12 protein-coding genes and 3 tRNA genes are annotated in these 15,874 nt (G+C 38.7%); 10 read left to right on the top strand and 5 right to left on the bottom strand.

What is annotated here, in order from left to right; genetic code table 11:
* The first annotated feature begins 146 nt into the window (after positions 1–146).
* On the top strand, positions 147–641 hold the full coding sequence (locus K2F45_RS14145; RefSeq protein ID WP_075992746.1) for a TlpA family protein disulfide reductase: 495 nt from the start codon (positions 147–149) through the stop codon (positions 639–641).
* Positions 642–702: 61 nt separating this feature from the next.
* Here the strand turns inward: K2F45_RS14145 and clpB are convergent, their stop codons facing one another.
* A complete protein-coding gene (clpB, locus tag K2F45_RS14140; protein ID WP_075992745.1) occupies positions 703–3,303 on the bottom strand; it encodes an ATP-dependent chaperone ClpB in 2,601 nt (866 codons plus the stop codon).
* Positions 3,304–3,574: 271 nt separating this feature from the next.
* Here clpB and K2F45_RS14135 point away from each other — a divergent pair.
* From K2F45_RS14135 to K2F45_RS14125, 3 genes are all read left to right on the top strand, one after another.
* Positions 3,575–3,647 (top strand) — tRNA-Thr (locus K2F45_RS14135).
* Between the two features lie 34 nt (positions 3,648–3,681).
* Positions 3,682–3,754 (top strand) — tRNA-Thr (locus tag K2F45_RS14130).
* A 33-nt stretch (positions 3,755–3,787) separates the two neighbouring features.
* Positions 3,788–3,860, top strand: a tRNA-Thr gene (locus K2F45_RS14125).
* Positions 3,861–3,902: 42 nt separating this feature from the next.
* Here K2F45_RS14125 and K2F45_RS14120 read toward each other — a convergent pair.
* From K2F45_RS14120 to K2F45_RS14110, 3 genes are all read right to left on the bottom strand, one after another.
* Positions 3,903–5,315, bottom strand: coding sequence for an alkaline phosphatase (locus K2F45_RS14120; protein WP_075992744.1), 1,413 nt, complete (start codon positions 5,313–5,315; stop codon positions 3,903–3,905).
* 91 nt (positions 5,316–5,406) lie between these two features.
* A complete protein-coding gene (locus K2F45_RS14115; protein ID WP_083663642.1) occupies positions 5,407–6,060 on the bottom strand; it encodes an NAD(P)H-binding protein in 654 nt (217 codons plus the stop codon).
* A gap of 84 nt (positions 6,061–6,144) precedes the next feature.
* Positions 6,145–6,387, bottom strand: a complete 243-nt coding sequence (locus K2F45_RS14110; protein ID WP_046673541.1) for a hypothetical protein — start codon at positions 6,385–6,387, stop codon at positions 6,145–6,147.
* A gap of 208 nt (positions 6,388–6,595) precedes the next feature.
* Between K2F45_RS14110 and K2F45_RS14105 the strand changes: the two genes are divergently transcribed.
* Entirely contained in the window at positions 6,596–6,781 is a 186-nt protein-coding gene (locus K2F45_RS14105; RefSeq protein WP_046673540.1) for a hypothetical protein, read from the top strand.
* A gap of 52 nt (positions 6,782–6,833) precedes the next feature.
* Here the strand turns inward: K2F45_RS14105 and K2F45_RS14100 are convergent, their stop codons facing one another.
* Positions 6,834–7,286: an Lrp/AsnC family transcriptional regulator gene (locus K2F45_RS14100; RefSeq protein ID WP_075992742.1), complete on the bottom strand. Its 453-nt coding sequence runs from the start codon at positions 7,284–7,286 to the stop codon at positions 6,834–6,836.
* A 122-nt stretch (positions 7,287–7,408) separates the two neighbouring features.
* Between K2F45_RS14100 and rocD the strand changes: the two genes are divergently transcribed.
* The 5 genes from rocD to K2F45_RS14075 all read left to right on the top strand — a co-directional run bounded on the left by rocD (position 7,409) and on the right by K2F45_RS14075 (position 15,867).
* Positions 7,409–8,668: an ornithine--oxo-acid transaminase gene (gene rocD, locus K2F45_RS14095; protein ID WP_075992741.1), complete on the top strand. Its 1,260-nt coding sequence runs from the start codon at positions 7,409–7,411 to the stop codon at positions 8,666–8,668.
* Between the two features lie 3 nt (positions 8,669–8,671).
* The gene (locus K2F45_RS14090) at positions 8,672–9,637 is read left to right on the top strand and encodes an arginase (protein WP_075992740.1); all 966 of its coding nucleotides are present in this window, start codon (positions 8,672–8,674) and stop codon (positions 9,635–9,637) included.
* Positions 9,638–9,838: 201 nt separating this feature from the next.
* The gene (locus tag K2F45_RS14085; protein ID WP_248931736.1) at positions 9,839–11,461 is read left to right on the top strand and encodes a tetratricopeptide repeat protein; all 1,623 of its coding nucleotides are present in this window, start codon (positions 9,839–9,841) and stop codon (positions 11,459–11,461) included.
* 206 nt (positions 11,462–11,667) lie between these two features.
* A complete protein-coding gene (locus tag K2F45_RS14080) occupies positions 11,668–14,454 on the top strand; it encodes a TonB-dependent receptor (protein ID WP_075994818.1) in 2,787 nt (928 codons plus the stop codon).
* A gap of 150 nt (positions 14,455–14,604) precedes the next feature.
* A complete protein-coding gene (locus K2F45_RS14075; RefSeq protein ID WP_248931735.1) occupies positions 14,605–15,867 on the top strand; it encodes a right-handed parallel beta-helix repeat-containing protein in 1,263 nt (420 codons plus the stop codon).
* Positions 15,868–15,874 lie beyond the last annotated feature (7 nt).

Genomic DNA, 15,874 nt, shown 5'->3' with positions numbered 1-15,874 from the left:
ATTAATAGATTTGATCGATTTAAAAATTAGCCCAAACTTACGGATTTTTTGTAAAAAAACTAAAATAATAGTTGACTGAAGCGCATTTTTAAGTATTATTGATTAAAATTAATTGAATAGTCACTGTTGGTTTAAATTTCTTTAACATGAGGTTCCTTTGTTCCCTATTTTTTGTAAGTGTATTTTTCTTATTTCAACCTGTTTTTGCACAGGCACCCAAAACACTTCCATCGTTTACTTTCGAGGAGGTCTATCAGGCTAACAAGTTTAATTCGGACAAGCTTCCAAAATCGGGTTATATTGTGTTGGATTTTTACGACCCGGGTTGTGGCCATTGCCAGAAAATGGGCGCTGGTATCGCACAGCACTTGTCCAAATTCAAGAATGTATCCTTCTATTTTATCTCCATGAATGACAAGCCTTATGTCGATGGATTTATTAATATGCATGCGAAGGCATTGAAAAGTGCCCCAAATGTCAAATTCTTGTTTGATGCTGGAACCCAATTTATTGAAAAATTTAAACCAAGCAATTACCCTTCGCTTTATATCTATGATGCAAAAACCAAAGTATTGGTGCAGCATTTGGACGGCGAAGACGATATAAACAAGTTGTTAAAAGCTTTAGGTATTACAGGTTAAATGTTTAAAAATTAGCAATAAAAAAAAGAACGTCCGATAGTACTATCGGACGTTCTTTTTTTTATTGTTCTTGTTTATTGATGAACACAAATTTACCGTCGAATACATCCAGACGAATAATCGAATCGCGATTTACTTTTCCGGATAAAATTTCCTTTGATAATTCATTTAAAATTCGTTTTTGAATAACACGTTTTAAGGGTCTCGCTCCATAAATAGGGTCATAACCAAGCTGTGCCAACCAATCCATTGCTTCATCAGAAGCCGTAATGAATATATTTTGTTCGGCCAGCTGTTTCTGAACATGTGCAAATTGTAAACGAACAATATCTCCAATTTCGTCTCGACTTAATGGCGTAAACATAATCACTTCATCGATACGGTTCAAAAACTCGGGGCGAATCGATTGTTTTAAAAGATCGAAGACCTCATTGCGTGTTTTGGCGATAATTTCATCCCTATTATCATCGGTCAGATGACTGAAATTCTCCTGTATAATGGTTGACCCCGTATTGGAGGTCATAATGATAATGGTGTTTTTGAAGTTTACCGTACGACCTTTGTTGTCTGTAAGATGGCCATCATCCAATACCTGCAATAGGATATTGAATACATCGGGATGAGCTTTTTCAATTTCATCTAACAAAACAACAGAATAAGGTCTTCTTCGGACTGCTTCAGTCAACTGTCCGCCTTCATCATAGCCGACATATCCCGGAGGCGCTCCGATTAAACGAGACACTGCGTGTCGTTCTTGATATTCCGACATATCAATACGAACCATGGATTGTTCGTCGTCAAATAAGAACTCGGCAAGTGCTTTTGCAAGTTCGGTTTTTCCGACTCCAGTAGTCCCCAAAAATATGAACGATCCTATTGGTCGTTTCGCATCATTTAATCCAGCACGTGATCGACGAATGGCATCGGAAATAGCTTCTATTGCTTCATCCTGACCGGCGACACGTTTATGAAGCTCTTCCTCTAGATTCAGTAATTTTTCGCGTTCTGATTGAATCATTTTACTCACAGGTATTCCCGTCCATTTTGCAACAACATCAGCAATGTCTTCTGAAGTAACTTCTTCTTTGAGCATACGCTTACTTTCTTGTTTTTCGGCGAGTTCAGCCTTTAGTTTGTCCACTTTTTCTTGCGCTTCTTTAATTCGTCCATAACGAAGTTCTGCTACCTTTCCATAGTCTCCGGAACGCTCGGCCTGCTCAGCTTCGAGTTTGTAGTTTTCAATATTCTCAATCTCTTGATTGACATTGTCAACAAGACTCTTTTCTTCTTGCCACGATGCTCTCAACGTATCTCTTTCTGCAGATAGATTAGCGATACTTTCCGACAGTTCTGCGACTTTTTTATCGTCATTTTCACGTTTCAAAGCTTCACGCTCAATTTCCAATTGCATGATACGACGTTCAAGCTCATCGACAGCTTCCGGTACAGAATCCATTTCAAGGCGCAATTTGGATGCTGCCTCATCAATTAAATCAATCGCTTTATCTGGTAGAAAACGATCGGCAATATAGCGCTGTGACAATTCCACTGCAGCAATGATAGACTCATCCAGAATGCGTACCTTATGGTGTGTTTCGTAGCGTTCTTTTAGGCCACGGAGAATGGAAATGGCATCTTGCGTGTCAGGTTCTTCAACCATGACTTTCTGGAACCTGCGCTCTAATGCTTTATCTTTCTCAAAGTATTTTTGGTATTCGTTTAAGGTTGTCGCTCCAATTGCACGTAGTTCACCTCTAGCTAACGCCGGTTTGAGGATATTAGCCGCATCCATTGCGCCTTCACCACCTCCAGCACCCACTAATGTATGGATTTCATCGATAAAGAGTATAATGTCTCCATTGGAATCGGTAACTTCTTTTACAACCGCTTTTAGACGTTCTTCAAATTCACCTTTATATTTAGCTCCGGCAACCAAAGCGCCCATATCTAAGGAAAATACAATCTTAGATTTTAAGTTTTCAGGTGCGTCGCCTTTTATAATTCTGTAAGCAATACCTTCCGCAATAGCCGTTTTACCAACCCCAGGTTCACCAACGAGTATTGGGTTGTTTTTGGTACGACGGGAGAGTATCTGCATCACCCGTCTAATTTCCTCATCACGGCCGATAACAGGATCCAATTTGCCGGATTCGGCATATTCATTTAAATTTCGTGCATATTTCCCCAGAGCATTATAGGTGGCCTCCGCATTTTGATCGGTTACCCGACTGTTTCCGCGCAATTCTTTTATGGCGGTCTTTAAGTCTTTTTCTGTAACGCCCTGTGACTTAAGTAATGTTGAGGTCTTATCAGAGGTCGCCAGGATACCCAATAATAAATGCTCTACCGAGACAAATTCATCATTGAATTCTTTGAGATAGCCCTGTGCTTTCTGAAGTGCATTGTTGGCATCGCTACTTAAATAAATATTGCTACCACTAACCTTCGGAAAACCTTCAATTTGTTTGTCAAGTTCAGTTCCGAGATAGCTGATGTTGACATTTAACTTTTTTAATAAGTGGCTGACAACATTTTCATCCACTGTGAGTAAAGCTTTTAAAATATGCGCTGTCTCAATCGCCTGTTGTTGATGGCCAGCCGCAATTTCGGATGCTTTTTGTATAGCCTCTTGGGCTTTAATTGTATAGTTGTTAAAATTCATTTTTATTCTCTTATTTAAAGTTTCGTTGATACATATTGGTTATAACAATTGAAGTGCCATTCGGTTTTTAAGCCATACTTCGGAAAAAATGGCGATATTTTTTATTGAATCATGACAAATTTTCAGTTATTGAAAATAATGCGCTTGATTTTTAAATAATTGGCTTAACAGGGTATAAAATTCTTGAAATCGACTTGCATTTTTGGTTTAAGCTTTCGATATTTGCAGCATCTTAAAACGGTCAGACGTTGTAAGATTGAAAAGAAGTAACGCCTCTTTAGCTCAGCTGGTAGAGCAACTGACTTGTAATCAGTAGGTCATTGGTTCGATTCCGATAAGAGGCTCTTTTAAGCAACATGCATTAAACTTCTTTAAAAAGCCTCTTTAGCTCAGCTGGTAGAGCAACTGACTTGTAATCAGTAGGTCATTGGTTCGATTCCGATAAGAGGCTCTTTGAGCGACACTCATTAAAATTCATGTGAAAGCCTCTTTAGCTCAGCTGGTAGAGCAACTGACTTGTAATCAGTAGGTCATTGGTTCGATTCCGATAAGAGGCTCATAAAAAAGATCCCCAAGATTTCTTGAGGATCTTTTTTTGTTTAGTCCAAACTAAGTTGTGCTGCTGTAGCGATTTTCTTTGGTATATCTGTGTTATCCATTTTCTGACTGAATTGCTCGGAGCCAACTCCGATCGCATATACCGGTGCATAGGCGGCCGAATGGTTGTTAGAGGCCCAGCTTATTGATCCCATCCGATTTAAGATTGAAATACTCAATGCGGCTATTTTGTCGTCGCTTGCGTAAAGGCTTTTTGCGGTTTCATTGTGGTGATCGACAAAGCTTTTTTGATAGGCAGCTTCTAAAGCATTACGATCAGTTTCATGGATTGTAATTTTGGAAAATAAACCAGTTTGAGCAGCAATGAGATTCTTGAGATCGTCCCATGTTGCATTTGGATTATTCTTACGAAGGTTGCCAATTGCGTTCGAAAGTTCTGCATGCGAGATTTTTTGGTGTGACAAGAATTTTGTTTTCAGCGAAGAACTTCCATTACCGACACCTAATCCTCCTGTTTCATGGTCCGCCGTAACGACTATAAGTGTTTCATTTGGGAATTTTTTATAAAAATCATAGGCGAGTTGTACGGAGGCATTGAAATCCAATACTTCCTGGATCGTTGTAGCCGCATCATTTGCATGGCATGCCCAATCAATTTTTCCACCTTCAATCATTAAAAAGAAACCATTTGTATTGTTTTTATGCAGTGAAGTGATAGCTGCAGATGTGATATCTGCCAATTTTAAATCATTTGGCTTTTGGTCTATGGCATATTTAAGGGCATCTATAGGACTGCCATCTGAATTCATCAATATGATCTTATCTGATTTATTTGGTAGTTGTGCATAAGCATCTTTTCCTTTAAGCACTTTATAGCCGGCTTTTTCTAATATGGGGAAAAGCGATGGCGCCTTTTTATGATCAAATGTTGTTTCGGGTTTGAGAAAATTGGATCCGCCAAAAAAATCAAAATTGGAAGTGACAATTTCTTTACCGATTTCATAATACATGTCGCGGTCTGCTTGGTGCGCATAAAATGAAGCCGGGGTAGCGTGGTCTATGCTGACGCTTGTAATAATACCGACTTTCTTTCCTTTTTGCTTTGCGGCATAAGCTATACTCTTATAGGGGACAGTTCCTGTACTATCCATACCGATAACGCCATTTTTGGTTTTTTTTCCAACGGCTAATGCGGTACCTCCAGCGCCTGAGTCCGTTACGCCATTGGAGAGTGAATGTGTGGAGGCAAATCCAACATGAGGAAATTGGGTAAACACAAGTGGGATGGGATTATCTTTATGCTGTACTTCAGCTTGATGAATTTCGGTGAGATTAACCTGGTTGAGGCCCATGCCATCACCAATTAAATAAAAGATGTATTTTGCTTCTTGGCCAAAAGAGGGGAAAACATGTACAAAAACGAGGAGAAACAGAAATAAAACGTGTTTTTTCATTTGAATGGTTGTTATTTTAAAAAAACACAAATTACAACCTTAGGATTAGCTTACTGTTAATTCAATATTATGAATTGTTTTTTTACTTGTTTCAACTGGTTTCTGCTGCTAATTTCTGGATATCTTTCACGGTTACTGTATGGATACCTGTTTTGTAGTGATTGATCGCCTGTAACATTGCCATAGCAACTTGTCCTACTGAAAGAGGCTCGTATGTTTTGAATAATCCTATTGTATTAAAGATACGAAGGGCAGCTATAGCTGTTTTTTCACCCAAGCGATCTGTATTTGGTCGGATTAGTCCTCCAGGCTGGAAAATAATAAGCCGATTGAAATCAAGTGCCTTAACATCCTGTTCAAGGCTTCCTTTCATGCGGTTATAAAAAATTTTTGATGCAGGATCCGCAAGAACAGCCGATAATAAGAGAAAGGTAGGAAAACCATTTTTTTTAGCCAATGCCGCAAATTGCAAATTAAGATCATGATCTATTTTCCATTGTGCATCTTTACTGCCTGCGTCTTTTAATGTGGTGCCAAGGCAGGAAATTGCGACATTGCCCTGTATCACTTGCTCAAAATCCGTTAGATTTTCGAAATCTACGATAACCTGTTTCAATTTAATATGCTCCTCAAACGAGACACGTCTTAAAAGCACTACGATTTCCGTAATTTCCTTAGATTTTAACATCAATTGAACGAGCGCCCTTCCTGTAGCGCCAGAACCGCCTATTAAAACTACCTTCATTATTTCCTTACTTCTTTTCTTTACTAATTATCTTGTATTAATTGCTTTACTGAGCGTTATTTGCCGAGATGATTGAGCATGCAATTAATCTTTATAATTAGGCTTGCCAGGAGTAAAGCGAACAATAGATTGATCCAATCGGAGGGTGTCTGCGACGGTAATCAAGTCTTCTTCGACGATAAAATTTTGATCAATAGCGGTTTTTATTGTCGTAAAATCCTCTTGATCGGCGTCCTGAAAATAGAGGAGGGATTGAATAGTAGATACAGCCACCAGTTCGAGTAATTCGTCTTCACCTTCGTATCCAACGTAGAAAAAATCTGCCATAACAATGATATTTGATGTTATACGAATATACTTTTTTTCTTTTTAAAATTTGTCAATTAGCGCGAGAACTTATTAAATTGTGATAAAGGCTATGTCAAAAAGTTGTTGAAATTTGAGTTTCTTTTAGACAGATGTGGGTAGCCATCGTAAAATACATTATATTTGATATAGTCATTTTAAAGATAATTAACAATAAGTTTTGATAACGATGGATAAAGAGCAGATACAAAATTGGTTGGACAATGGATATGACATACTTCATCATGGAAGACCTGTGAAAGTTGAAGGTGATTTGTGGGATTATATCGATGGATTGGGAAGTTATGAAAATGTGTATGTTTTGCGCGAATTGATCTATTGGACGGAAGAAGAGTTGGCAAATATCGGTAAATAACGTGGAGACCCTGAAAAATCATATTCAGGATCCCGTCGGTTGTTGCCTTGTTCTAGAATATAATATTTCGCTTGAAGGCACAGCCTAATTCAATAAGGGAATCTGTTTTTGCAATTCCTGGAATGCTATCGATTTTTTCATAAAGCAATTGTCGCATATGTTCGTGGTTCTTAGCAATAATTTTTACATATAGCGTGTAATTGCCCGTAATGTAATAGCATTCTGTAACTTCTGGTATTTTCTTAAGTTCTTCAATAATTCGGCTCGAGTCATGATCTTTTTCTAAACTTAGCCCTGTAAAAGCACCCCAATCATAGCCTAGCTTTTTTTCATTTAATACAGGCTTTATACCGGCCAGTATTCCTTGTTCTGTCAATCGGTTGATTCGTTGATGGATCATCGTATTGGATACGCCCATAGCTGTTGCTATTGCAGAGTAGGCCATTCGTCCATCTTCGTCTAAATATTTTAAAATTTGTAAATCAAAATCATCGATATTATTCATTGTAGAAAGTGGTTTAAAAGTTAATTTTAATATTTCTATGCTAATTTAGTGTTAAATTTTATTTTTCAGTCAATAAAAAAGTAAATATTGTATATTTGTTATTATTAGAAAAAATCTGAATTATGAGTACAGTAGCTAAACATGGTAAGGGCGAGATGTTCATTGCCAAAGAAGAAAAATATGGAGCGCACAATTACCATCCTCTTCCAGTCGTATTGGAAAGAGCTGAAGGAGTCATGGTGTGGGATGTTGATGGAAAATCTTATTTTGATTTCTTGTCTGCATATTCTGCTGTCAATCAGGGACACTGCCATCCGCGAATTATAGATGCTTTAAAAGAGCAAGCTGCGAAATTGACACTTACATCGAGAGCGTTTTATAATAATAAATTGGGCGATTTTGAAGAAATGCTTTGTCAGTTATTTGGGTTTGATAAGGCTTTGGTGATGAATTCGGGAGTTGAAGCGGTAGAAACGGCAATGAAGCTTTGTCGTAAATGGGCCTATCAGGTGAAAGGTGTAGCAGCCAATCAAGCGAAAATTGTTTTTGCCAAAGACAATTTCCATGGTAGGACAATCTCCGTTATATCGGCATCCAATGATCGTACTGCAACACATGAATTTGGTCCCTTTTTAGATGGCATAGTACTCGTTCCCTATAATGATGTTGATGCGCTAGAACAGTTATTCAAAGCAGATGAAAATATTGCTGGCTTTATTGTTGAGCCAATTCAGGGCGAAGCGGGTATTGTCGTTCCTGATGAGAATTATCTGATGCGTGTGAGACAGTTATGTACAAAATACAATGTATTGTTTATTGCAGACGAAATCCAAACCGGTATTGCTCGGACGGGAAGTATGTTGGCATCCTATGATATTGATGCTGCGCAGAGTCAAAGCAAACCAGATGTTCTGATTTTAGGGAAAGCGTTATCGGGAGGTGTATTGCCGGTATCGGCAGTGTTGGCAAATGATTCCATTATGTTGTGTATTAAACCGGGCGAACATGGTTCGACTTATGGTGGAAACCCGTTGGCCTGTGCAGTGGCTATGGAAGCGTTAAATGTTGTACGGGATGAAAATTTGACGCAACGGGCGTTTCAGATGGGGGCATTGTTTTTGGATGGATTGCGTCAGATTGCCGCTAAGTGCACGTTAATTACAGAAGTGCGAGGAAAGGGGCTCTTGACTGCCATTGTAATTGATGCGGATGAAGAAAGTGATTTGGCCTGGAATATCTGTCTCAAATTTAAAGAAAATGGACTTTTAGCGAAGCCTACACATGGTAACAAAATTCGATTGGCTCCGCCGCTGGTTATTACAAAAGAGCAAGTCGAGACTTGCTTAGGGATTATTGAGCGATCGTTGACTAATTTGAAATAGTGTATGGAGAAAATGATTGAATTGATCAAAAACAGATCGGATATAGGAGCAGGGACTAGGGGTTCAGATCTAGGCATCGACGCCATCGAGATAGCTGCAATTAATAAAGGAAGTCAATATTTCATTAACTATCCATTTGTTGATGTGCCGACTCGAAATAGCTCCATTTATCAGAATGATAATCATCCTTTTGCGAAACATATTCAGCAGATTTATGAACAATGCAAACAAGTAGCTTCCACCGTTGAAGATAGCTTATCTTCCGGCAATTTTCCATTGGTGTTTTCGGGGGATCATTCCTCCGCAATGGGGACGATCAGTGGTATAAAGTCCGCTTATCCCGATAAGCAACTCGGTGTAATCTGGGTAGATGCGCATGCCGATATTCATTCTCCGCACACAACACCCTCAGGCAATATGCATGGAATGCCTTTAGCGGCGATGTTGAATGAGGATAATTTGCCATGCAAAATCAATGAAATAGACGAATCGACACAAGAATTTTGGAATAAACTAAAACGAATAGCTGGCCCAGTAGGTAAAATACAATCCAATCATTTGATTTATTTTGGTGTAAGGGATACGGAAGAACCGGAAGATCTGGTCATTGAACGACTTGGCATTAAGAACTATCGTGTGAAAGATACGAGACAGCGGGGAATAACCGATTGTGTGGCTGAAGCATTGAAAATCCTAGAAGCATGTGATATGGTTTATATCTCTTTTGATGTAGATAGCATGGATAGTGAATTGATCTCGGATGGCACGGGAACACCAGTACCTAAGGGTTTTTTGCCAAGGGAGATTGTGTTGATTTTAGAAGAGATCATCCGATCTGGAAAGGTAATTTGTTTTGAAATTGTTGAAGTTAATCCGTTATTGGACAATAAAGGTAATAAAATGGCAGAGGTGGCATTTGATATATTAGAACGGATCACTCCGCTCATTGAATTGAAATCGGGTAATTAACCGGTTTTGGGATTGTCTATTTTCAAGCCCTTTTATTGATGTGTATCGTCAATAAAAGGGCTTTTTTAATAGTATATCGTTGAGCTTGGCGGATAAAAATAAGTCAGCCTTCCTTATGTTAAAACTCGTATTGCTTTATGTGATTTAATATTGTGTTAACATGTTTCATGTACATTTGCAATTCGATTATTTACGTTAAATATGAGGATTTCTGATAAAATTATTTTGTTTCTACTTTTTTTTATACAGCTTTTTTTGTGTCACCCGGGTACTGCGCAGGTTGAATCCTTTAAGGATATTAGAGGATTAAGTCAAAACCATCCTGATTCTGCAATTATGCTCGTCAAAAAACGTTATGCAAAAGCTGTTACGGATAAAGACTTATTATTACAAGCCAATTGTTTACAGGCGATTGGATGGTTATGTGTCAATCAGGGACATTATGGACAGGCGCAGGACTACTATTTTCAAGCCGATCGAATCTATACGCAATTAAATTCAAAACAGCATCTTGCTTCGAATTGGAGTGATATCGGGGAGCTCAATATTTTCAACAAACAACATGATGTAGCGAAAGTTTATTTTAACAAGGCGCTACATTCTTTCCGAACAGAGGGGGATAAAAATGGAGAGGCAGGTACATTAGGGAATATAGGTCATTTATTTGAAAAGGAAGCTAACTACGACTCCGCCTTTGTCTACCAGCATCTTGCTTTGTCCATTTATAGCAGTGCGGGTAATAAAAATGGAGAAGCCAAGATCCATGAAAATTTGGGCAGTATTTATGAAGATCTTGCAAGGTATGACAGCGCTTTTTTTCATTTTGAAAAAGCAAGTACCCTCTATACGGAAACAAAAGACAATTATGGAAAAATTGTGGTCATAAATAATATGGGCGATATTTTTAGAAAGACCAATAAATATCCAGAAAGTATCAAACTCACGCAATTGGCCTATCAGATGGCGGAAAATTTGGGTGATGTGTATCAAATGGCTGCTACGACAAAAGATTTGAGTAGAACATACGCCTTGCGTGGCCAAATGGATAGCGCATATTTTTATGCCGAAAAGAGCCGTAAGCTGGTGCTTGAACTGTATAGCGTAGATGGTGCTCGACATACCGCTTTTTTTCAGGCGCTCTACGATATGAATCAAAAAGCTGAGGAGATTGAAAAATTGCAGGTAACAAAAAGAATTAACTTAATCATGCTGTGGGGAACAATCGTGGTTTTAATTTTGTTAATTGTATTATCCTATGTATTGCATAGTCGTCAGAAAATTAAGATCAAAAATCAGATTACTGAATCGCGAAAACAGGAGGCCGAACGTGAGTTGACTGAAGTAGCCCTTAAAAACCAGTTGCTTGAAGATAAGCAGCTCAAACAGGAGCTGTCGATCAAGCAGAAAGAATTGACATCCCATACCTTAAATCTAATCCGTAACAATCAATTTTTGGAAGAACTTCGTGATGAATTAAAGGGAATGGTTAAGGACGAACGCAGGGATCAAAAACGACAAATGCAGAAGTTGGTGTTGCAGATCAATGAAAATATCACACAGGGCATCCATTGGAAAGAATTTATGGGAACTTTCGAAAAGGTGCATCACAGCTTTTTTGAAAAACTTATTCAACGATTTCCAGATTTGACGGCCGCAGATATGCGATTAATAGCATTGCTTAAAATAAATTTGAATAATATCGAGATTGCCGTCCTATTGGGCATATCACAAGATAGCCTTCGTGTTGCCAGACATCGATTGCGAAAAAAATTAAGATTGGAACAAGGAGATGATCTAGCGGGTTATCTCGTTGGTATTTCATAATTTTTTAACACAGGAGTAATAGAATGTTAATGGCGTGTAATTTGTTTTTAAGTTGCTGTTTGATAGTGTTTTAGATCTATCTGTTTCCTTGCTGTATAGTGCTCTTTTTACCTTGTTTCCTTGTTGTAACGCTAGATATTTTGTGTGATTAAAATTGGCTGCCATCTTTGCGACAACAATCAAAGATTCATAATAATCTAAGCAAAATGAAAAACTTTTTAACGGTATTACTTGCCTCCAGTATTTCGGTCAGCGCTGCTTATGCGACCAAAATCAAAGGTAAGGTATTGGATGGTCAAACTGGTGAAGCTATTGCTGGTGCAACAGTATTCTTGGAACAGCGTGGGCTATCGACCAAAACACAATTGGATGGTTCGTTTGAATTCAAAGGATTATCTGCAGGTGTGGATAGGGTTCATATCAAGCATATGGCCTATGCCGAATTAATTAAAGAAATCGAAATTCAAAAAGAAAATACTCCTCATTTTATTTTTCAGCTGACATCTACCGAACAGACATTAATGGAAGTAACCATAAAGGGACGTCGGAATGGGGGGGATGATGATCCTAGTGCAAGGCGTTTGGAAAAGAATGCGTCACAAATTATGAATGTTGTTTCGGCGCGTGCAATAGAGATTTCTCCGGATATCACCGTTGCAAATGTTGTACAGCGTGTTTCGGGTGTATCTATAGAAAGAAATTCGAATGGCGAGGGACAATATGCTATTCTGAGGGGGATGGACAAACGTTACAATACCACTTTAGTGAATGGTGTAAAGGTTCCAAGTCCGGATAATAAATACCGTTATGTGCCTTTGGATTTATTTCCTTCAGATATGTTGGAACGCTTAGAAGTCTACAAGTCGCTAACACCAAATATGGAAGCCGATGCGGTGGGTGGAGTTGTCAATATGGTTATGAAATCGGCACCGACTAAATTATTGCTGCAGGCAAACTTGGCAACAGGTTACAGTCAACGTTATTTTAATCGTGATTTTGGAAGCTTTTCAACAGGCGGAACTTCGGCAAAATCTCCCTACGAACTGAATGGGAAGAATTACAATGCAACCGCTGCTGATTTTAATAAGGGTGCGTTAGATTACACCTATAAAAAACCCCTTCCAGACCTTGTCGGCAATTTGACAATAGGCAATCGGTATTTGGATGATAAATTGGGCGTTATTTTGGGTGCGAGTTATCAAAATTTACATCGAGGTAGTCGTTCTATTTTCTACAAATCGGCTGTCGTTGGCGTAAATCCCAATGCGGTAATTACTGAGCAGAATGATCGTCAATATGATGAACAGCAACAACGCTTAGGTTTGCATAACAAGATCGACTATCGATTTAATCCAAATCATCGGGTTAGCTTTTATCAAATGTATGTGAATTTAAATAACATGCAATTGCGTGATGCTGTAAATACGATATATAATGGTCAGTATGATCCCAGTATTGGTAAAGCCGAACTGACCTATGTGACAAGAAGCCGAAAAACACAGCAACAGATCTACAATGGTACGCTACAGGGGGATCATCATTTTTTAGATAATCGTCTGAATGTCCGTTGGTCAGGTGTGCTTTCTTCAGCGCGCAATCAATTGCCACAAAACACGATGATCAGTTTGGATGGAGTAGAAGAAAATTTTGAACGTAAAAGGGCTTCTCTCGTCAATAAATCTCCTGTAACCTATCGTTGGGAGCGGAATACCGATAATGATCATGCAGGCTATTGGGATGTAGCTTATAAAGTTCCAATGGAAAACAGTAAGCTGGAGCTATCGACCGGAGGTTTGTATCGTGATAAACAGCGTAGTAGTTTTTACAATAACTATAACTTATCACCAGCTTCGGCAGAAGAGGCAAAGTATAAATACGGCGTAGATTTTCAGCGCTATACCGATCTCAATTTGACCGTCACCAATCCTACCGGAGCTGTTGCAAATCCATTAACTTACGATGCTGGTGAGAAGACCACAGCATTGTACGGTATGTTCAATTATGAGAATGACAAATGGCAGATGATCGGTGGGATCCGGATGGAGCATACCAATCAGAATTATAAATTATTGTTTCCTGCAGGAGAAAAAAGACCGGAAGGATCCCAAATTTATACAGAGTGGCTGCCAAGTTTGACCATGAAATATCATTTGGACGAAAAACAACAGCTTCATGCGGCCTATTATCGTGCGTTAAACCGACCTGGATTTTATGAAATTGTACCCTCAAGTGTGGTTAATGAAGAGTTTTTAGAAAAAGGAAACCCAGATTTAAAACATGCCTTAGCAGATAACTTCGATTTAAGGTATGAATTATTCCCAGAAGCTTCCTCTCAATTTCTTGTGGGTATGTTTTACAAGAAAATCAAAAACCCAATTGAATATACCTTTCAACCGGATGAGGTTCGTAAGCAGGATGTATACTACACACCTGGTAATTTTGGTAATGCCAATAACTTTGGTCTTGAGGTTGATTATATCAAGTATATCCAGAAATTTGGTGTTAAGGCCAATTATACCTATACCCATTCACGTATAACGACCTCCAAGATGTCACGTCGAATCAATGAGACCACCCAGGACCCTGAAGCGATTATCGTGGATCAAACGAGACCGCTATATGGGCAAGCTGCACATGTGGCCAATCTATCGTTACTTTACAAAGATGCTAATAATGGCTGGGAAGGACAGTTAGCTGGATCTTACACCGGCTCACGAATCAATACAGTGTCGCAATTTTTGAACGATGATTTATGGCAAAAAGGATTTGTTCAGTTAGATGCTTCTATTGAGAAGAAATTTAAAGCTGGCTGGGCCATTTTTGCCAAAGCTAACAACATCTTGAATACACCAATGGAATTGTATGTGAAAGGAACAAATCCCGAAAATGAGAAGATCGCTGAAAAGCTTATTGAAGGCGGAAATACTTTGATTAGAAAGGATTTGTATGGACAGAACTATATCCTTGGTTTACGTTATTCGTTTAGTAAATAATAGACCCGCGTAAAACGGGGCATGTTTTAATCTGAACATGTGCGACGTGAAATAACAACAGTTTGTTTCGGTGAAGCTTTCACTTTTTTGGAAAGCCAATGTTTTGGATAAGTGAAATCTGCTTCATCATTAAAAATTAAATATATACAGATGAAAAATAAATGTATTTTATCGTTTCTAGCGTTTTTTATCGTGGTGCTAAGTGCCTGTGAAAAAGCAAATATTGATGTTGATACTTCTGATGCTGATGGAAGTGCTATAGGTGAGGTCTCTGGTGTGTGGAGCAAAGGGAGTGTGCAGCATATCAAGGGAGATATTATTATTCCTGAAGGCAAGAGCCTGACGATTGAGGAAGGTGTAATCGTATTGATGGATTCTGTCAATAAGCCTGAAATTGTTGTTTTGGGTAATTTGTATGCACTAGGTACAGCTGAAAATCCTGTAAAATTTACGGTTGAAGATGGGTATAAGACGAAGACGAATGAATTTGGCAAGTTATGGGGAGGAATTTTAGCCGCTCCAAGCTGCCAGGAACTTGTTTTGGACAATACCGTCATTGAATATGGTGGTGCAATTACATCGGATGCGTCGACTTCTGTAAAAATGGGCTTGTATAAAAAAGTGTCTGGTGAAGCTTTGCCAGCTTTGTGGTTCTCAAATCCAGACGGAAAGCTAGTTGTTCAAAATAGTACTGTAAGTCATTTTCACGAAGACTGTACGTATATTGAAGGCGGAAAAATCATTTTCGCTAACAATCGTTTCTTTTCTAATGGAGTGACAGGTGGAGAAGCGATGAATTTCAAATCCGGATGTCTTGCAGATGTTGCTTATAACCTAGTGTATAGTGTAAATACCAATGCATTAAAACTATCCAATTCGGGAGATCGTACACCTCAGGCTTATATTATTGTTTATAATAATACCATGCTCAATACAGGGTGGCGCAGACCTACAGCCAAAGGAGGTTCCATATGGTTAGAAGCCTCTGTCAGAGCAGAAATTTATAATAATCTTTTTGCCAATACACGTTTTGGAGTCAAGCGTGATCCTAAAAAACCAGAAGATAGCCGTTCTGTGTCAGGTAATAATTGGTATTATGGTTACGGTCAATTGACTGTAGATCAGTTTCAGGTCGGTAAAAATGATATTGTAGGCGGTAGTAATGATGTTAGAGGTAAAGTTGCAGGGGAGAATAATCCTAAATTTGTTTCTTATCCTTTAGAAACATCAGTTGACAATTACGTATTTGATTCAAGCTGGGATTTTCATCTTCAGGGGAATTCACCTGCATTAAAGGCCGGTACTTTGGCTTTTAAACCCCATTTTACGAGCGGCCTGGTGATGTCAAACGGCCTAACATATAATTCTCCTCAGCCTGCAGCTTATGTTGGGGCATTTGGTTCCAAATTCTAATTTACTT

Origin of the sequence: Sphingobacterium siyangense (assembly GCF_023277505.1) — a bacterium.
In the GTDB taxonomy this organism is placed as follows: Bacteria; Bacteroidota; Bacteroidia; order Sphingobacteriales; family Sphingobacteriaceae; genus Sphingobacterium; species Sphingobacterium siyangense.
The sequence above is the reverse complement of the archived record's forward strand: the minus strand, read 5'-3'. Positions and strand labels throughout refer to the sequence as shown.

What these genes read in the sequence shown, in the direction of transcription:
- K2F45_RS14145 (WP_075992746.1), top strand. Translation starts at nt 147, where the DNA reads ATGAGGTTCCTTTGTTCCCTATTTTTTGTAAGTGTATTTTTCTTATTT.
- clpB (WP_075992745.1), bottom strand. Translation starts at nt 3,303, where the DNA reads ATGAATTTTAACAACTATACAATTAAAGCCCAAGAGGCTATACAAAAA.
- K2F45_RS14120 (WP_075992744.1), bottom strand. Translation starts at nt 5,315, where the DNA reads ATGAAAAAACACGTTTTATTTCTGTTTCTCCTCGTTTTTGTACATGTT.
- K2F45_RS14115 (WP_083663642.1), bottom strand. Translation starts at nt 6,060, where the DNA reads ATGAAGGTAGTTTTAATAGGCGGTTCTGGCGCTACAGGAAGGGCGCTC.
- K2F45_RS14110 (WP_046673541.1), bottom strand. Translation starts at nt 6,387, where the DNA reads ATGGCAGATTTTTTCTACGTTGGATACGAAGGTGAAGACGAATTACTC.
- K2F45_RS14105 (WP_046673540.1), top strand. Translation starts at nt 6,596, where the DNA reads ATGGATAAAGAGCAGATACAAAATTGGTTGGACAATGGATATGACATA.
- K2F45_RS14100 (WP_075992742.1), bottom strand. Translation starts at nt 7,286, where the DNA reads ATGAATAATATCGATGATTTTGATTTACAAATTTTAAAATATTTAGAC.
- rocD (WP_075992741.1), top strand. Translation starts at nt 7,409, where the DNA reads ATGAGTACAGTAGCTAAACATGGTAAGGGCGAGATGTTCATTGCCAAA.
- K2F45_RS14090 (WP_075992740.1), top strand. Translation starts at nt 8,672, where the DNA reads ATGGAGAAAATGATTGAATTGATCAAAAACAGATCGGATATAGGAGCA.
- K2F45_RS14085 (WP_248931736.1), top strand. Translation starts at nt 9,839, where the DNA reads ATGAGGATTTCTGATAAAATTATTTTGTTTCTACTTTTTTTTATACAG.
- K2F45_RS14080 (WP_075994818.1), top strand. Translation starts at nt 11,668, where the DNA reads ATGAAAAACTTTTTAACGGTATTACTTGCCTCCAGTATTTCGGTCAGC.
- K2F45_RS14075 (WP_248931735.1), top strand. Translation starts at nt 14,605, where the DNA reads ATGAAAAATAAATGTATTTTATCGTTTCTAGCGTTTTTTATCGTGGTG.